The 17,151-nt window shown below is 63.4% G+C and carries 13 protein-coding genes; all 13 read right to left on the minus strand.

The features are described 5' to 3' along the window. Positions 1–95: GTP-binding protein (locus tag F3H87_RS11450; RefSeq protein WP_002583150.1), on the minus strand; the 95-nt coding region annotated here is incomplete at its 3' end. Between the two features lie 84 nt (positions 96–179). Next, positions 180–2,303: an elongation factor G gene (gene fusA / locus F3H87_RS11455; protein WP_149788588.1), complete on the minus strand. Its 2,124-nt coding sequence runs from the start codon at positions 2,301–2,303 to the stop codon at positions 180–182. A gap of 24 nt (positions 2,304–2,327) precedes the next feature. Further along, positions 2,328–2,798 (minus strand): 30S ribosomal protein S7, encoded by a 471-nt coding sequence (gene rpsG, locus F3H87_RS11460; protein WP_149788587.1) that lies wholly within the window; start codon positions 2,796–2,798, stop codon positions 2,328–2,330. Positions 2,799–2,810: 12 nt separating this feature from the next. Further along, positions 2,811–3,182 (minus strand): 30S ribosomal protein S12, encoded by a 372-nt coding sequence (rpsL, locus tag F3H87_RS11465; protein WP_005980675.1) that lies wholly within the window; start codon positions 3,180–3,182, stop codon positions 2,811–2,813. 280 nt (positions 3,183–3,462) lie between these two features. Beyond that, entirely contained in the window at positions 3,463–4,308 is an 846-nt protein-coding gene (locus F3H87_RS11470; RefSeq protein WP_149788586.1) for a glycosyltransferase, read from the minus strand. Further along, on the minus strand, positions 4,305–5,204 hold the full coding sequence (locus F3H87_RS11475; RefSeq protein ID WP_149788585.1) for a DMT family transporter: 900 nt from the start codon (positions 5,202–5,204) through the stop codon (positions 4,305–4,307). The genes F3H87_RS11470 and F3H87_RS11475 overlap by 4 nt, the downstream gene beginning before the upstream one ends. Before the next feature lie 126 nt (positions 5,205–5,330). After that, positions 5,331–9,572 (minus strand): DNA-directed RNA polymerase subunit beta', encoded by a 4,242-nt coding sequence (gene rpoC / locus F3H87_RS11480; protein WP_149788584.1) that lies wholly within the window; start codon positions 9,570–9,572, stop codon positions 5,331–5,333. Positions 9,573–9,624: 52 nt separating this feature from the next. Continuing rightward, on the minus strand, positions 9,625–13,761 hold the full coding sequence (rpoB, locus tag F3H87_RS11485; protein WP_149788583.1) for a DNA-directed RNA polymerase subunit beta: 4,137 nt from the start codon (positions 13,759–13,761) through the stop codon (positions 9,625–9,627). Between the two features lie 245 nt (positions 13,762–14,006). Then, a complete protein-coding gene (gene rplL, locus F3H87_RS11490) occupies positions 14,007–14,390 on the minus strand; it encodes a 50S ribosomal protein L7/L12 (RefSeq protein ID WP_149788582.1) in 384 nt (127 codons plus the stop codon). Between the two features lie 70 nt (positions 14,391–14,460). Further along, the gene (gene rplJ / locus F3H87_RS11495) at positions 14,461–14,979 is read right to left on the minus strand and encodes a 50S ribosomal protein L10 (RefSeq protein WP_149788581.1); all 519 of its coding nucleotides are present in this window, start codon (positions 14,977–14,979) and stop codon (positions 14,461–14,463) included. 235 nt (positions 14,980–15,214) lie between these two features. Next, positions 15,215–15,913, minus strand: coding sequence for a 50S ribosomal protein L1 (gene rplA, locus F3H87_RS11500; protein ID WP_149788580.1), 699 nt, complete (start codon positions 15,911–15,913; stop codon positions 15,215–15,217). A 1-nt stretch (position 15,914) separates the two neighbouring features. Next, entirely contained in the window at positions 15,915–16,340 is a 426-nt protein-coding gene (gene rplK / locus F3H87_RS11505) for a 50S ribosomal protein L11 (RefSeq protein WP_149788579.1), read from the minus strand. A gap of 112 nt (positions 16,341–16,452) precedes the next feature. Then, the gene (gene nusG, locus F3H87_RS11510) at positions 16,453–16,986 is read right to left on the minus strand and encodes a transcription termination/antitermination protein NusG (RefSeq protein ID WP_149788578.1); all 534 of its coding nucleotides are present in this window, start codon (positions 16,984–16,986) and stop codon (positions 16,453–16,455) included. Between the last annotated feature and the right edge of the window lie 165 nt (positions 16,987–17,151).

The raw sequence follows: 17,151 nt of genomic DNA on the forward strand, positions 1-17,151 counted from the left end.
ATCGCCGCCGTCAGCGTCGTCTTGCCGTGGTCAACGTGACCGATCGTGCCGATGTTCACGTGCGGTTTGCTGCGTTCAAACTTTTCCTTTGCCATGATGGCCTCCTTGTCTTGTCGGGAGCCGGGGAAAGACCCGGCCTACGGTGGGTGGGTAGGCCGGGCATCACGCCCGGCATCCCGTTATGCGTATTTCGCCTGGATCTCGTCCGAGATGTTCTGCGGAACCGGGTTGTAATGGTCGAACTGCATCGTGAACTGCGCGCGGCCCGAGGACATCGAGCGCAGCGTGTTGATGTAGCCGAACATGTTGGCCAGCGGCACGAAGGCGTTGATCGCAACGGCGTTGCCGCGCGCTTCCTGCCCCGACACCTGCCCGCGGCGGGAGGTAAGATCGCCGATGATGTTGCCGGTATATTCCTCCGGCGTGATCACCTCGACCTTCATCATCGGCTCCAGCAGCTTTGCGCCGGCCTTTCTCAGGCCTTCACGCATGCACATGCGGGCCGCGATCTCGAAGGCCAGAACGCTGGAGTCGACATCGTGGAACTTACCGTCGATCAGCGCGACCTTGAAGTCGATCACGGGGAAGCCCGCAAGCGGACCGCTGTCCATCACCGACTGGATGCCCTTTTCGACGCCCGGGATGTATTCCTTGGGCACGGCACCGCCGACGATGCGCGACTCGAAGGAATAGCCTTCGCCCGGCTCGGTCGGGGTGATGACCAGCTTGACCTCGGCGTACTGACCCGAACCACCCGACTGTTTCTTGTGGGTGTAGGTGTGCTCGATCTCGTGGCCGATGGTTTCACGATAGGCCACCTGCGGCGCACCGATATTCGCCTCGACCTTGAACTCGCGCTTCAGGCGGTCCACCAGGATGTCGAGGTGCAGTTCGCCCATACCCTTCATGATCGTCTGGCCGGACTCGAGGTCGGTTTCGACGCGGAAGGACGGGTCTTCGGCCGCCAGGCGGGCCAGACCGGCCGACATCTTTTCCTGGTCGCCCTTGGTCTTGGGCTCGACCGCGATCTCGATCACCGGATCGGGGAAGGTCATGGTTTCCAGGACCACCGGTTTCGCCGGATCGCACAGCGTGTCGCCCGTCGTGGTGTCTTTCAGGCCGGCCAGCGCGATGATGTCGCCGGCGAACGCCTCTTCGATCTCCTGACGTTCGATCGCGTGCATCAGCATCATCCGGCCGACACGCTCGCGCTTGCCCTTGGTCGAGTTCAGCATGCTGTCGCCCTTCTTGATCACGCCGGAATAGATCCGGGTGAAGGTCAGGGAGCCGACGAACGGGTCGTTCATGATCTTGAAGGCCAGCGCCGAGAAGGGTTCCTCGTCGGCGGCCTTGCGCGGGATGTTACGCTCTTCGTTCTCGTCGTCCGGCGAGAAGCCCATCAGCGTCGGAACGTCGAGCGGGCTCGGCAGGAAGTCGACCACGGCGTTCAGCAGCGGCTGCACACCCTTGTTCTTGAACGCGGACCCGGCCAGCATCGGGAAGAAGGACAGCGACAGCGTGCCCTTGCGGATCAGCTTGCGCAGCGTCGCCTCGTCGGGCTCTTCGCCTTCCAGGTACGCTTCCATCGCGTCGTCGTCCATTTCGACGGCAAGCTCGATCATCTTGTCACGCCATTCCTGCGCCAGATCCTGCAGGTCGTCGCGGACCGGGCGGCGCTCCCAGGATGCGCCGAGGTCTTCACCGACCCAGACCCATTCTTCCATCTTGATCAGGTCGACGATGCCTTCCAGCGTGTCCTCGGCCCCGATCGGCAGCGCGATCGGCATCGGGGTGCCGCCGGTGCGGTCCTTGACCATGCGCACGCAGTTGAAGAAATCGGCGCCGATCTTGTCCATCTTGTTGACGAAGACGAGGCGCGGAACCTGGTAGCGGTCGGCCTGGCGCCAGACGGTTTCGGTCTGCGGCTCCACGCCGGCATTCCCGTCGAGCAGCGCCACCGCACCGTCGAGCACGGCCAGCGAACGCTCCACCTCGATGGTGAAGTCGACGTGTCCGGGGGTGTCGATGATGTTGAACCGGGTCTTGGTGTCGGACGTGCCCTCGGGCGTCGGATCTTCCTGGCGCTGCCAGAAGGTCGTGGTCGCGGCCGAGGTGATGGTGATTCCACGTTCGGCTTCCTGCTCCATCCAGTCCATGGTGGAGGCGCCGTCATGGGTTTCGCCGATCTTGTGGTTCTTACCCGTGTAGAACAGAATCCGTTCGGTCATCGTCGTCTTGCCGGCGTCGATATGCGCCATGATGCCGAAGTTGCGGTAGCGTTCGAGGGGATATTCGCGTGCCATTTGGCCTGATCCTTACGGTCTGAATTACCAGCGGTAGTGGCTGAACGCCTTGTTGGCGTCGGCCATCTTGTGCGTGTCTTCGCGCTTTTTCACGGCAGACCCGCGCGACTGAACCGCGTCGAGCAGCTCGCCGGCAAGGCGTTCTTCCATCGTGTTTTCGTTGCGCGAGCGCGACGCCGAGATCAGCCAGCGGATGGCCAGGGCCTCGCGGCGTTCGGGGCGAACCTCGACCGGCACCTGGTAGGTGGCACCACCAACCCGGCGCGAGCGGACCTCGACCGACGGCTTGATGTTGTCGAGCGCCTCGTGGAACACCTCGACGGGGGCGCGCTTGATCTTTTGCTCGACGCGGTCGAGGGCACCGTAGACGATACGCTCGGCGACGGATTTCTTACCGTCGAGCATCAGGTTGTTCATGAACTTGGTCAGCACCCGGTCGCCATACTTGGCGTCGGGCAGGATTTCGCGTTTTTCAGCGGCGTGACGACGGGACATTCTGTAATCCTCTTACTTCGGACGCTTGGCGCCGTATTTCGAGCGGCGCTGCTTACGATCCTTGACGCCCTGGGTATCCAGAACACCGCGCAGGATGTGATAGCGCACACCGGGAAGGTCTTTCACACGGCCGCCACGGATCAGGACCACCGAGTGCTCCTGAAGGTTGTGGCTTTCGCCGGGGATGTAGCTGATGACCTCGTAGCCGTTGGTCAGGCGCACCTTGGCCACCTTCCGCATGGCCGAGTTCGGCTTTTTCGGCGTCGTGGTGTAGACGCGCGTGCAGACGCCGCGTTTCTGCGGGCACTGCTCAAGGTGCATCGACTTCGAACGTTTGACTTTGGGCTGCCGCGGCTTGCGGATCAGCTGCTGGATCGTTGGCATTGGGTCTCTTTCCCCGTCTATCAACACATGTGTCTGCGCGGGCATCCCCGCACGGTTTCCGTTTCAAACCGCCTTGTGCGTCCACAAAGCGAAAAAACCGCCATCGTTCCCATTCCGAGGTGAACGACGCGGTGGGTTTCCAGAGGATCGGAGCAGCATTAGCCCGGATCGTGTCCACTACAGTTCTGATATCGGCATAGGGGGCGACCCCGCACCGGATGACGGGCGTATAGGGGGAGTCGCAGGGGTTGTCAACAACACCCGGCGGCACATTGCCGGATCAGTCGCCGTGCAGCAATTTCAGCCACGCGGCGTTCAGCGTGTCATGCCCGATGCCGAACCGGTCGTGCAGGGTATCGGCCAGCGTGTCGGCCCGCTGCCAGGCCTCCTCGGCGTTGTGGGGGTTCGCCGATACGCTGCTGTCATTGCCGCCATGGGCGCCCCGCAAATACATCGGCACCTTGGGAAAGGTGATCGTCGGAATCCGCTTCCACAGCTGGGCATGGTTGAAATCCAGCAGGCTCCGGTCGCTTTGCGGACGCTGGTACAGCACCAGCCCCGGCGTCCAGTAACGCGTGGTCACCGGCTGGAACTGCACGCCTTCGGGCTCGGCCCGCAGGATGAAGCCGCGGTTGAAATCCAGCGCCAGCTTTCCGCCCGACCGGAACAGCGCCTTGGTGCGGGTAAAGACGTCGCGCGTGCGCGCCACGATATCCACCGCGGCGGCATCGTCGTCGTCGAACCGGATCTCCGCCACCGCCCGGACCGAGGGATCGCGGTGGGCCAGCATCACCTCGCGGCATATCTCCTGGTGGGGGCGGCCCTCGGGGGCGTAGACCGGCACGATCTGCGGTATGTCGGCGATCAGCGCCTCGATCCGGGCGCGCACCTCGCCGGGCAGTTGGTCCCCCATCAGCATCACGACGGTAAAATCCGGGTCGGTCTGCGCGCGCAGCGGCGGCAGCACCACATGTTCCAGGAAGAACAGCCGCAGCGCCATGCGCATCGGGTCGTAGAGCGCGGCGCGGATCGCGTCGGGCCCGCCCATGCTCTCGCGCCGGAACGCGCCGGGGGCCGAGGGGTAGCTCCACCGGCACAACCCCAGAACCTGCACCGGAACGCTCATGCGCCGACCGTCTTGCCGCCGCGGGAAAGCTGGCGTTCGCGGTAAAGCATGAAGATGCCGCTGCCCACTACGATCGCCGCGCCCATCATCGTGACCGGCGCGGGCCAGTCGCCGAAAACCGCCCAGCCCAGCACCAGCGCCCAGATCAGCCCGGTGTATCGGAACGGCGTCACAAAGGATATCTCGCCCACCCGCATCACCATGATCGAGAACAGATAGCCGCCGAACACCATCACCGAGGCCCCGACGATCTTGAGCGCCGCGCCGCCGTCCAGCGGCACCCAGCTGTCCACCACGCTGCCAAGGCCAAAGAACACCATGACCGCACCCGAGGTCAGGAACGTCACCAGCATCGAGGGCGTTTCGGGGCTGAGCCGGCGGGTGCACAGATCACGCATCGTCACGAAACCGACCGCGATCAGCGCGTAAACGGAATAGAGCGTGAACCCCTCGGTGCCCGGCCGCACGATCAGCAGGACACCGCACAGCCCGATCAGGATCGCGCTCAGCCGGCGCCAGCCCAGCGGTTCGGAAAACAGCAGTGCCGCGCTCAGCGTCACCACCAGCGGCAGCGATTGCAGGATCGCCGTCACATTGGCCAGCGGCATGTTGAACAACGCGGTCAGAAAGAAATAGGCCGCGCCGATTTCCGCCACCAGCCGCAGCCCGACCAGTTGCCAGTCGCGGCGCGGGATGCGGCGCGACAACGCCCCCAGCCGCCAGGCCAGCAGCCCCACAAGGGCCGTCGTCAGGATGCCCCGCAGGAACAGAAGCTGGAACAGCGGCAGCTCGCCCGAAAGCGCCTTGACGAACGTGTCGTTCAGGGTGAAGGCGGCCATGCTCGCCATCATCAGAAGCGCACCCTTGAAATTGTCGGTAAATGCGGCGGCGGTCATCCGTCCTGTCCCATGGATCGCGTTGCCCCGACGAAACACCGGATCGCCGCGAAAGGAAAGCCTGCCCGCCAAGGAAAAGGCCCCGCACGATGGCGGGGCCTTTCCGTATCATATGCCGTCAGGCGATCACTCGCGGCTTTCGGGCGTTTCGATCAGCGTATCGAAATCGTCGCCCCCCACCATGTCGTCGGCCTCGGGCGCGGCCAGGGCGGCAGCGGCTTCGGCCTCTTCGCGGCGGGCGTCGATCACCTTGTTGTCGCGGGTCTGCGCGATCTGGCGCACGCGCTGGGTTGCCCCGCCGGTGCCCGCCGGGATCAGCCGGCCCACGATCACGTTCTCTTTCAGGCCCACCAGCTTGTCCACCTTGCCCTGAACCGAGGCTTCGGTCAGCACGCGGGTGGTTTCCTGGAACGATGCCGCCGAGATGAAGCTGCGGGTCTGCAGCGACGCCTTGGTGATACCCAGCAGGATCGGTTCGCCCGATGCCGGGCGGCCGCCCTTGGCCTCGGCCTTGGCATTGGCCGCGTCCAGTTCCTGCTTGTCGACATGTTCGCCCTTCAGCAGCGTGGTATCGCCGCTGTCCGAGATTTCCCACTTCTGCAGCATCTGGCGCACGATCACCTCGACATGCTTGTCGTTGATCTTCACGCCCTGCAGGCGATAGACGTCCTGGACCTCGTCGATCATGTAGTTGGCCAGCGCCTCGACACCCATGATGGACAGGATGTCATGCGGCGCGGGGTTGCCGTCCATGATATAGTCGCCCTTCTGGACATAGTCGCCTTCCTGAACCGGAATGTGCTTGCCCTTGGGCACCATGTATTCGACCGGCGCCAGGCTGTCGTCGGCGGGTTCGATGGTGATGCGGCGCTTGTTCTTGTAGTCCTTGCCAAAGCGCACGTACCCGTCGATTTCCGCGATGATCGCGTGATCCTTCGGACGACGGGCCTCGAACAGTTCCGCCACGCGGGGAAGACCCCCGGTGATGTCCTTGGTCTTGGCGCCTTCGCGCGGGATACGCGCCACCACGTCGCCGGCCTGCACCTTCTGACCGTCCTCGACCGACAGGATCGCATCCACCGACATCGGGTAGGTCACCGGGTTGCCGGCCTCGTTGCGCACGGGCTCGCCATCTTCACCCACAAGGATGATTTCCGGCTTCAGCTCGTTGCCCTTGGGCGCCGCGCGCCAGTCCATGACGATCTTCTGCGTCATGCCGGTGGCGTCGTCGGTGTCCTCGCGCACGGCAATGCCGCTGACAAGGTCGACGAACCGGGCCGTGCCGGCCTTTTCGGCAAGGATCGGCAGGGTGTAGGGGTCCCATTCGAACAGCTTGGCGCCGCGGGCGATCTTTTCACCCTCCTTGACGAACAGCTTGGAGCCATAGCCGACCTTGTGGCTGGCGCGTTCCTGGCCGTTTTCGTCCTTGATGACCAGCTTCATGTTGCGGCCCATCACCAGGATCTCGCCCGAGGCGTTTTCCAGGGTCTGCGCGTTCTCGTATTCGATCACACCCTCCTGGCTTGCCTCGAGGAACGACTGCTGGCCACCCTGCGCCACGCCGCCGATGTGGAAGGTCCGCATCGTCAGCTGAGTGCCGGGTTCGCCGATCGACTGCGCCGCGATGATGCCCACGGCCTCGCCGGTGTTCACCATCGTGCCGCGTGCCAGGTCACGGCCATAGCACATGGCGCAGACGCCATCCTCGCTTTCGCAGGTCAGCGGCGACCGGATGCGCACCGACGGCAGCGCAGCCTCTTCCACCGCGTCGGCCAGACGTTCGTCGATCAGCGTGCCGACGGGCACGATCACCTCGTTGGTGCCGGGGTGCACGATATCCTCGGCCGCGACACGGCCCAGGATACGCTCGCCCAGCGACGCCACAACCTCACCGTCGTTGATCGCCGGCTCTGCCGTGATCGAATTGTCGGTGCCGCAGTCATGCTCGCGCACGATGCAATCCTGCGCAACGTCGACCAGACGACGGGTCAGGTAACCCGAGTTCGCGGTCTTGAGAGCGGTGTCCGACAGACCCTTTCGGGCCCCGTGGGTGGAGTTGAAATACTCCAGCACGGTCAGGCCTTCCTTGAAGTTCGAGATGATCGGCGTCTCGATGATGTCGCCGTTGGGCTTGGCCATCAGGCCGCGCATACCGCCCAGCTGCTTCATCTGCGTGACCGAGCCCCGCGCGCCCGAGTGGGCCATCATGTAGACCGAGTTCGGCTCCTGCACGGCGCCGTTTTCGTCGCGCTGCTCGGACGAGATGGTCGACATCATCGCATCGGTGACCTTGTCGTTGCATTTCGACCAGGCGTCCACGACCTTGTTGTACTTTTCGCCCTGGGTGATCAGGCCGTCCATGTACTGCTGTTCAAAGTCCTTCACCTGCTCGCGGGTCTCGTCCACGATGCTCCACTTGTTGTCGGGGATCACCATGTCGTCCTTGCCGAACGAGATGCCGGCGCGGAACGCCTCGCGGAAACCCATCCCCATGATCTGGTCGCAGAAGATGACCGACTCCTTCTGCCCGCAATAGCGGTAGACGGTGTCGATGGTCTGCTGCACCTCTTTCTTGCGCAGCAGGCGGTTCACCAGTTCGAACGGCGCCTTGGCGTTCAGCGGCAGAAGCGCGCCCAGCCGCACGCGGCCCGGCGTGGTTTCGTACCGTTTCCAGACCTCGTTGCCTTCCTCGTCGATCTGCTTGATCCGGCACTGGATCCTGGCGTGCAACTGCACCTCGCCCGCGTTCAGCGCATGTTCGACCTCTTCGATCGAGGCAAAGGTCATGCCCTCGCCCTTCATGCCCTCGCGTTCGATGGTGGTGTAGTAGAGACCAAGGATCATGTCCTGCGACGGCACGATGATCGGCGCGCCGTTGGCGGGCGACAGCACGTTGTTCGTGGACATCATCAGAACGCGCGCCTCAAGCTGCGCTTCCAGCGAAAGCGGCACGTGCACGGCCATCTGGTCGCCGTCGAAGTCGGCGTTGAAGGCCGAACAGACCAGCGGGTGAAGCTGGATCGCCTTGCCTTCGATCAGCGTAGGCTCGAACGCCTGGATGCCCAGGCGGTGCAGCGTCGGCGCACGGTTCAGAAGAACCGGATGCTCGCGGATCACCTCGTCCAGGATATCCCAGACCTCGGGGCGCTCTTTCTCGACCAGTTTCTTGGCCTGCTTGACGGTGCTCGACAGGCCCTTGGCTTCAAGCCGCGAGTAGATGAACGGCTTGAACAGTTCCAGCGCCATCTTCTTGGGCAACCCGCACTGGTGCAGCTTCAGCTCCGGGCCGGTCACGATGACCGAACGGCCGGAAAAGTCGACGCGCTTGCCCAGCAGGTTCTGGCGGAACCGGCCCTGCTTGCCTTTCAGCATGTCCGACAGCGATTTCAGCGGGCGCTTGTTGGCGCCGGTGATCACGCGGCCGCGGCGGCCGTTGTCGAACAGCGCATCGACCGCTTCCTGCAGCATCCGCTTTTCGTTGCGCACGATGATATCGGGCGCGCGCAGCTCGATCAGGCGCTTCAGGCGGTTGTTCCGGTTGATCACCCGGCGATACAGGTCGTTCAGGTCCGAGGTCGCAAAGCGGCCACCGTCCAGCGGCACCAGCGGGCGCAGTTCGGGCGGAATGACCGGGATCACGGTCATGATCATCCATTCCGGGCGATTGCCGGATTCCAGGAAGCTTTCCACGACCTTCAGGCGCTTGATGATCTTCTTGGGCTTCAGCTCGCCGGTGGCTTCGGCCAGGTCCGCGCGCAGCTGCTCGGCCTCGGCTTCGAGGTCGATATTGGCCAGCATCTCGCGGATCGCCTCGGCGCCGATATTGGCGGTGAAGGCGTCCATGCCATAGGCGTCCTGCGCGTCGAGGAATTCCTCTTCGGTCATCAGCTGACCGTATTGCAGGTCGGTCAGGCCGGGTTCGATCACCACGTAGTTTTCGAAATACAGGATACGCTCAAGATCGCGCAGCGTCATGTCCAGCATCAGGCCGATGCGGCTGGGCAGCGACTTGAGGAACCAGATATGCGCCACCGGCGCGGCCAGTTCGATATGGCCCATACGCTCGCGGCGGACCTTTTGCAGCGTCACCTCGACGCCGCATTTCTCGCAGACGACGCCGCGATATTTCATGCGCTTGTATTTGCCGCACAGGCATTCGTAATCCTTGATCGGGCCAAAGATACGCGCGCAGAACAGGCCGTCACGCTCGGGCTTGAACGTGCGGTAGTTGATGGTTTCCGGCTTCTTGATCTCGCCATAGGACCACGACAGGATACGCTCGGGCGATGCCAGCGAAACGCGGATCTCGTCGAACACCTTGGGCGGGGTCAGCGGGTTGAACGGGTTGTTCGTCAGTTCCTGGTTCATTTTCAATTCCTTGACAGAGGGCGAAGGGGGATGAGGACGGGGCGTTGCCCCGTCACTCGTCTTCCTCCGCATCCAGGAGTTCCATGTTCAGGCCGAGGCCGCGAACTTCCTTGACGAGCACGTTAAAGCTCTCGGGAACGCCCGCTTCGAAATTGTCCTCGCCCTTGACGATGCTTTCATAGACCTTGGTCCGGCCTGCCACGTCGTCCGACTTGACCGTCAGCATTTCCTGCAGCGTGTAGGCGGCGCCGTATGCCTCAAGCGCCCAGACCTCCATCTCACCGAAACGCTGGCCACCGAACTGCGCCTTACCGCCCAGCGGCTGCTGGGTCACAAGGCTGTACGGGCCGGTAGACCGCGCGTGGATCTTGTCGTCCACCAGGTGATGCAGTTTCAGCAGGTACTTGACGCCGACGGTGACCGGGCGGGCGAACTGCTCGCCGGTGCGGCCGTCGAACAGGACCGACTGGCCGCTTTCGTCGAAACCGGCACGGCGCAGCGCGTCGTTCACGTCGCCTTCCTTGGCGCCGTCGAAGACGGGCGTGGCGATCGGCACGCCGCGGGTCACGTTGGTGGCCGCCTCGATCAGCATCCCCTCGTCCATGTCGCTGATGCCCTCTTCATAGACATCCTCGCCATAGGCCAGGCGCATCGCCTCGCGCACCGGGGTCAGGTCGCCGGAGCGGCGATAATCCTGCAGTGCGTCGTCGATCCTGATCCCCAGGCCGCGCGCGGCCCAGCCCATGTGGGTTTCCAGGATCTGGCCGACGTTCATCCGGCTGGGCACGCCCAGCGGGTTGAGGCAGATATCGACCGGGGTGCCGTCCGACAGGAAGGGCATGTCCTCGATCGGGACGACCTTGGACACCACACCCTTGTTGCCGTGACGGCCGGCCATCTTGTCGCCCGGCTGCAGCTTGCGCTTCACCGCGACGAAGACTTTGACCATCTTCATCACGCCCGGCGGCAGGTCGTCGCCACGACGGACCTTTTCGACCTTGTCCTCGAACCGAGCATCGAGCGCGCGTTTCTGCGCCTCGTACTGCTCGTGCAGGGCTTCGACGATCTGCGCGTCGGCCTCTTCCTTGAGCGCCAGCTGCCACCACTGGCCGCGGGTCAGGCTGTCCAGCAGCTCCTCGGTGATGTCCGAGTTCGCCTTGACGCCCTTCGGCCCCTTCACGGCGACCTTGCCCAGGATCATCGACTTCAGGCGCGCATAGATGTTGCGATCCAGGATCGCCATCTCGTCGTCGCGGTCACGGGCCAGGCGTTCGACTTCCTCACGCTCGATCTGCAGCGCGCGTTCGTCCTTTTCCACGCCGTGGCGGTTGAAGACACGAACCTCGACCACGGTGCCGTAATCGCCCGGCTTCACCCGCAGCGAGGTGTCGCGCACGTCGCTTGCCTTTTCGCCGAAGATGGCGCGCAGCAGCTTTTCTTCCGGCGTCATCGGGCTTTCGCCCTTGGGCGTGATCTTGCCCACCAGGATGTCGCCCGGCTCTACGTCGGCACCGATATAGACGATGCCGGCCTCGTCGAGGTTGCGCAGCGCTTCTTCGCCCACGTTGGGGATGTCGCGGGTGATCTCTTCCGGGCCCAGCTTGGTGTCGCGGGCGGCGACCTCGAATTCCTCGATATGGATCGAGGTGAACACGTCGTCACGGACGATGCGCTCCGAGATCAGGATCGAGTCCTCGTAGTTGTAGCCGTTCCACGGCATGAATGCGACAACCACGTTCTTGCCGAGCGCCAGTTCGCCCAGGTCGGTCGACGGACCGTCGGCGATCACCTCGCCCTTCTGGACCGTGTCGCCCACCTTCACCAGCGGACGCTGGTTGATACAGGTGTTCTGGTTCGACCGCTGGAACTTGCGCATACGGTAGATGTCGACGCCCGCATCGCCCAGTTCCAGGTCTTCGGTCGCCCGGATCACGATCCGGCTGGCATCGACCTGGTCGACGATCCCGGTACGGCGCGCCTGGTGCGCGGCGCCCGAGTCGACGGCCACCTTGGCCTCGATGCCGGTGCCGACCAGCGGCGCCTCGGCCCGCAAAAGCGGAACCGCCTGACGCTGCATGTTCGACCCCATCAGCGCGCGGTTGGCGTCGTCGTTTTCCAGGAACGGAATAAGCGAGGCCGCAACCGACACCAGCTGCTTGGGCGACACGTCGATCAGATCGACGCTTTCGTTCGGCGCAAGCGTGTAGTCGCCCGACTGGCGGGTGTTGACCATCTCGTTGACGAACTTGCCCTTGTTATCGAGCGTGGCGTTCGCCTGCGCGATGGTGTGGCGCATTTCCTCGGTGGCGGACATGTAATGCACTTCATCCGTCACCTGCCCTTCCTTGACGACGCGGTAGGGCGTTTCGATAAAGCCGTACTTGTTCACCCGCGCAAAGGTCGCAAGGCTGTTGATCAGGCCGATATTCGGGCCTTCCGGCGTTTCGATCGGGCACATCCGGCCATAGTGGGTCGGGTGCACGTCGCGCACCTCGAAGCCCGCGCGCTCACGCGTCAGGCCGCCCGGGCCAAGCGCCGACAGGCGGCGTTTGTGCGTCACTTCCGACAGCGGGTTGGTCTGGTCCATGAACTGCGACAGCTGCGACGAGCCGAAGAATTCGCGCACCGCGGCCGCGGCCGGTTTCGCGTTGATCAGGTCCTGCGGCATCACCGTGTCGATCTCGACCGAGGACATGCGTTCCTTGATCGCGCGCTCCATGCGCAGAAGGCCGACGCGATACTGGTTCTCCATCAGCTCGCCGACCGAGCGCACCCGGCGGTTGCCCAGATGGTCGATATCGTCGATCTCGCCCTTGCCGTCGCGCAGTTCCACCAGCGCCTTGATGCAGGCCACGATATCCTCGCGGTCCAGCGTGCGCTGGGTGTCGGGTTTGTCCAGCGCAAGGCGCATGTTCATCTTCACCCGGCCCACGGCAGACAGGTCATACCGCTCGCCGTCGAAGAACAGCGTGTCGAACAGCGCCTCGGCGGCCTCGACGGTCGGCGGCTCGCCCGGACGCATGACGCGATAGATATCCATGAGTGCGCTTTCGCGGTTCATGTTCTTGTCCTGCGCCATGGTGTTGCGCATGTACGGGCCGACATTGACGTTGTCGATGTCGAGCACCGGAACCTCGGTGACCCCGGCGTCGATCAGTTCCTTGACCGAACCGCCGATCATCGCGCCGTCCTTGTCGTATTCGACGGTCAGCTCGTCACCGGCCTCGACATAGATCGCGCCGGTGTCCTCATTGATGATGTCGCGGGCCACGAACTTGCCGACGATATGCTCGAACGGCACCAGAAGGTCGGTAACCTTGCCGTCATCCTTGATCTGCTTGACCGCGCGCGGGGTGATCTTCTTGCCGGCCTCGGCGATCACCTCGCCGGTGGCGGCATCCACCAGGTCGAACGGCGGGCGCGTGCCGCGCACGCGGTCGGGGAAGAACTTGGTGGCCCAGCCCTTGCCCTTCTCCAGCGTATAGGTGACCTCGTCGTAATAGGCCTGCATGATGTCTTCCTGGTCCAGCCCGAGGGCATAGAGCAGGGTCGTCACCGGCAGCTTGCGGCGGCGGTCGATGCGGGAAAAGACGATATCCTTGGCGTCGAATTCGAAATCCAGCCACGAGCCGCGATAGGGAATGATGCGGCAGGCGAACAGCAGCTTGCCCGAGCTGTGGGTCTTGCCCTTATCATGGTCGAAGAACACGCCCGGCGAGCGGTGCATCTGGGAAACGATCACCCGCTCGGTGCCGTTGACGATGAAGGTGCCGTTGGGCGTCATCAGGGGCATGTCGCCCATGAACACGTCCTGTTCCTTGATGTCCTTCACCGACTTGGCGCCGGTGTCCTCGTCCACGTCGAACACGATCAGGCGCAGCGTCACCTTGAGCGGTGCGGAATAGGTCATGTCGCGCTGCTGGCATTCCTCGACGTCGTATTTCGGCTTTTCCAGCTCGTACTTCACGAATTCGAGCACGCTGGTTTCGTTGAAGTCCTTGATCGGAAAGACCGACTGGAACACGCCCATCAGACCCTCGCCATCGGTGGGCTGGGGCTGGTCGCCGGAATTCAGGAAAAGATCATACGAGGATTTCTGAACCTCGATAAGGTTCGGCATCTCCAGCACTTCGCGGATTTTGCCGAAATACTTGCGCAAACGTTTCTGGCCAAGGAAGGTCTGAGCCATATGTCTGGTCACCTTTCGTTTCTCATCAGACGACACGGCCGTCGGGCTCCGGCCATGCGCCCATCCGAAACAGGGGGTTCTGGATCAATTCCCGGGCGTTGTCCCACCAACGCCCTCCCGATCCGGCGAACCGCACCTTGGAAAACACCCCCGTTCCGGGGGCCCTTGCCAAGACAGGTTCGGCTGGGCCCGGGATTTGCCCGGACCCAGCCCATTCAAAAGTCTCCGGGTCGCCCCGGCGCTGATTACTTCAGCTCGACTTCGGCGCCAGCTGCTTCCAGCTTGGCTTTGATGTCTTCGGCTTCGGCCTTGTCGACGCCTTCCTTGACGGCTTTGCCGCCGGCTTCGACCAGGTCCTTGGCTTCTTTCAGGCCCAGGCCGGTGATGCCGCGCACTTCCTTGATCACGTTGATCTTGGATGCGCCTGCCGACTTCAGGATGACGTCGAACTCGGTCTGCTCTTCGGCAGCCGCGCCTGCGTCACCGCCAGCCGCCGGGCCAGCCATCATCACGGCGCCGCCAGCGGCGGGCTCGATGCCGTATTCATCCTTGAGGATGGTTTTCAGTTCCTGTGCTTCGAGAAGCGTCAGACCAACGATCTCTTCTGCGAGTTTTTTCAGATCAGCCATTTTACTGTTTCCGTCTATCTAGATGTGTTCCAACGTCAGGCAATCGCCACGACGCGGGGTTCTGGGTTGCTCAAGCCGCCTCGGCCTTCTCTTCGATGGTCGAGAGGATGCTTGCGATGTTCGAAGCAGGTGCGCCAATGGCCCCGGCAATGTTCGAAGCGGGTGCGCCGATGCAGCCGACGATCGAAGCGATAAGCTCCTCGCGCGACGGCATTTTCGACACGGCTTCGACACCGGCCCGGTCCAGAGCGTTCTCGCCCATTGCACCGCCAAGGATTTCGAACTTCTTGTTCTCCTTGGCGAATTCCTCGGCCACCTTGGCTGCTGCCACGGGGTCCTCGGAATAGGCTAGAACGGTCATGCCCGACAGAAAGTCCGCAATGCTTGCGCATGGCTTCCCCTCAAGGGCGATCTTGGCGAGCCTGTTCTTGGCAACGCGCACGGACCCGCCCGCATCACGCATACGCGCGCGCAGGTCCTGCATCTCGGCAACCGTGATCCCCGCGTAGTGTGCTACCACCACGACGCCAGAGCTTTCGAAGATCTGGCCGAGTTCGTCGACCACTTTCTCTTTCTGGGCTCTATCCACAGTTTCACTCCAAGTTTGGGGGTTGCCCCCCGGCTCATATTTGGCGGGTCGCCCCGCCGTTCGGGTCCAGTTTCAGGGTCCCGAGGCCAGATCGCCCGAGGGGCTCACACCCGACGGTCAATTGTCTCGATCCCCATCTCAGGAAGGAATTACAGGGCTCGCGCCCAACCCTCCGTCTCGGACAGGACAGGGCCGTTTCCGGCCCCGCCATTCAGCGGGTCGCCCCGCGGAATTCTTACTCGGTCGTGGCGTTGGCCACGTCGATCGACACGCCCGGCCCCATCGTGGAGCTGAGCGACACCTTCTTCATATAGGTGCCCTTGGCGCCGGCGGGCTTCGCACGGGCCACGGCCGCCACGAAGGCGCGGACGTTCTCGACCAGCTTGCCCTCGTCGAACGAGGCCTTGCCGACACCGGCATGCACGACACCGGCCTTTTCCACCTTGAACTGGACTTCGCCGCCCTTGGCGGCCTTGACCGCGTCGGCCACGTCCATGGTCACGGTGCCGACCTTGGGGTTCGGCATCAGGTTGCGCGGGCCCAGAACCTTGCCCAGGCGGCCGACGATCGGCATCATGTCCGGCGTGGCGATGCAGCGATCGAACTCGATCGTGCCGCCCTGGATGGTTTCCATCAGGTCCTCGGCGCCGACGATATCCGCGCCGGCTTCCTTGGCTTCATCCGCCTTGGGACCACGGGCGAAGACGGCGACGCGCACGTCCTTGCCGGTGCCGTTCGGCAGGCCGACCACACCCCGGACCATCTGGTCGGCGTGGCGCGGGTCGACGCCCAGGTTCACGGCGATCTCGATGGTCTCGTCGAATTTCGCGGTTGCGTTGCCCTTGATCAGGGCGACGGCATCCTCGACCGACAGGTTTTCCTTGCCGACAAAGGCTTCGCGGGCTGCACGGGTGCGTTTTCCGATTTTTGCCATCTTACTTCACCTCGATGCCCATGGACCGCGCCGAACCCAGAATGATCTGCATCGCGGCGTCGATATCGTTGGCGTTGAGGTCCTTCATCTTGGCCTCGGCGATTTCGCGCACCTGCGCGACGGTCACGCTGCCCACGGTTTCGCGGCCGGGGGTCTTGCCGCCGGATTTCAGCTTGGCGGCCTTCTTCAGGTAATACGACGCCGGCGGCGTCTTGATGTCCATCGTGAAGGACTTGTCCTGATAATACTGGATCACCGTCGGGCACGGGGCGCCCGGCTCCATATCCGCCGTCTTGGCGTTGAAGGCCTTGGTGAATTCCATGATGTTGATGCCGCGCTGACCCAGTGCAGGGCCCACGGGCGGCGAGGGGTTCGCCTGACCGGCGGGCACCTGAAGCTTCAGCGTGCCGACGAGTTTCTTGGCCATCTGGCCTCTCCTTCTTTCCAACAGCCCGCCGACGCGTCAGCCGGGCCTTTTCGTTGTCGTGGTCCGGTCCGGGCATCGCGATGCCCTCGCCTCCCACGGCTCGCCACTCAGATCACGACTGTTTCGTGACCTGCGTGAATTCCAGTTCGACCGGGGTTTCCCGGCCAAAAATCGACACCGACACCTTCAGGCGCTGGTTGTCTTCGTCCACTTCCTCGATCATGCCGTCGAAATCCTCGAACGGCCCGTCGTTGACCTTGACCTTCTCGCCCACCTCGAACCGGATGAGCGTGCGCGGCGCCTCTTCGCCTTCCGCCACGCGGCCCAGGATCGCCTCGACCTCGGCGTCGCGCATCGGCATCGGGCGGCCCTGCGGGCCAAGGAAGCCGGTCACGCGGTTGATCGAGTTGATCAGGTGATAGCCGCGGTCCGACATTTCCATCCGCACCAGGACATAGCCCGGCATGAAGCGGCGTTCGGTCGTGACCTTCTTGCCGCGGCGCACCTCGATCACTTCTTCGGTGGGCACAAGGACCTCTTCGATCTGGTCCTCCAGACCGTTCTCCGCGACGGCCTGCCTGATCTGCTCGGCGATCTTCTTTTCGAAATTCGAGAGCACGCTCACCGAATACCAACGCTTCGCCATCTTGACCTCAGCCCTTGTCCCTTCGGCCCGCTGACCGAAAAACTGTTTGATTTCCTACGCTTGCGCGCACATCCCGAAACAAAAAATCGGCGTGCAACACGAATCGCCGCACGCCATTTTCGGATCAGACCTGCCTGTTACAAAGAATGTTCAGGCTTGGCAACC

The sequence above is a fragment of the Lutimaribacter pacificus genome, assembly GCF_900142185.1.
In the GTDB taxonomy this organism is placed as follows: Bacteria; Pseudomonadota; Alphaproteobacteria; order Rhodobacterales; family Rhodobacteraceae; genus Lutimaribacter; species Lutimaribacter pacificus.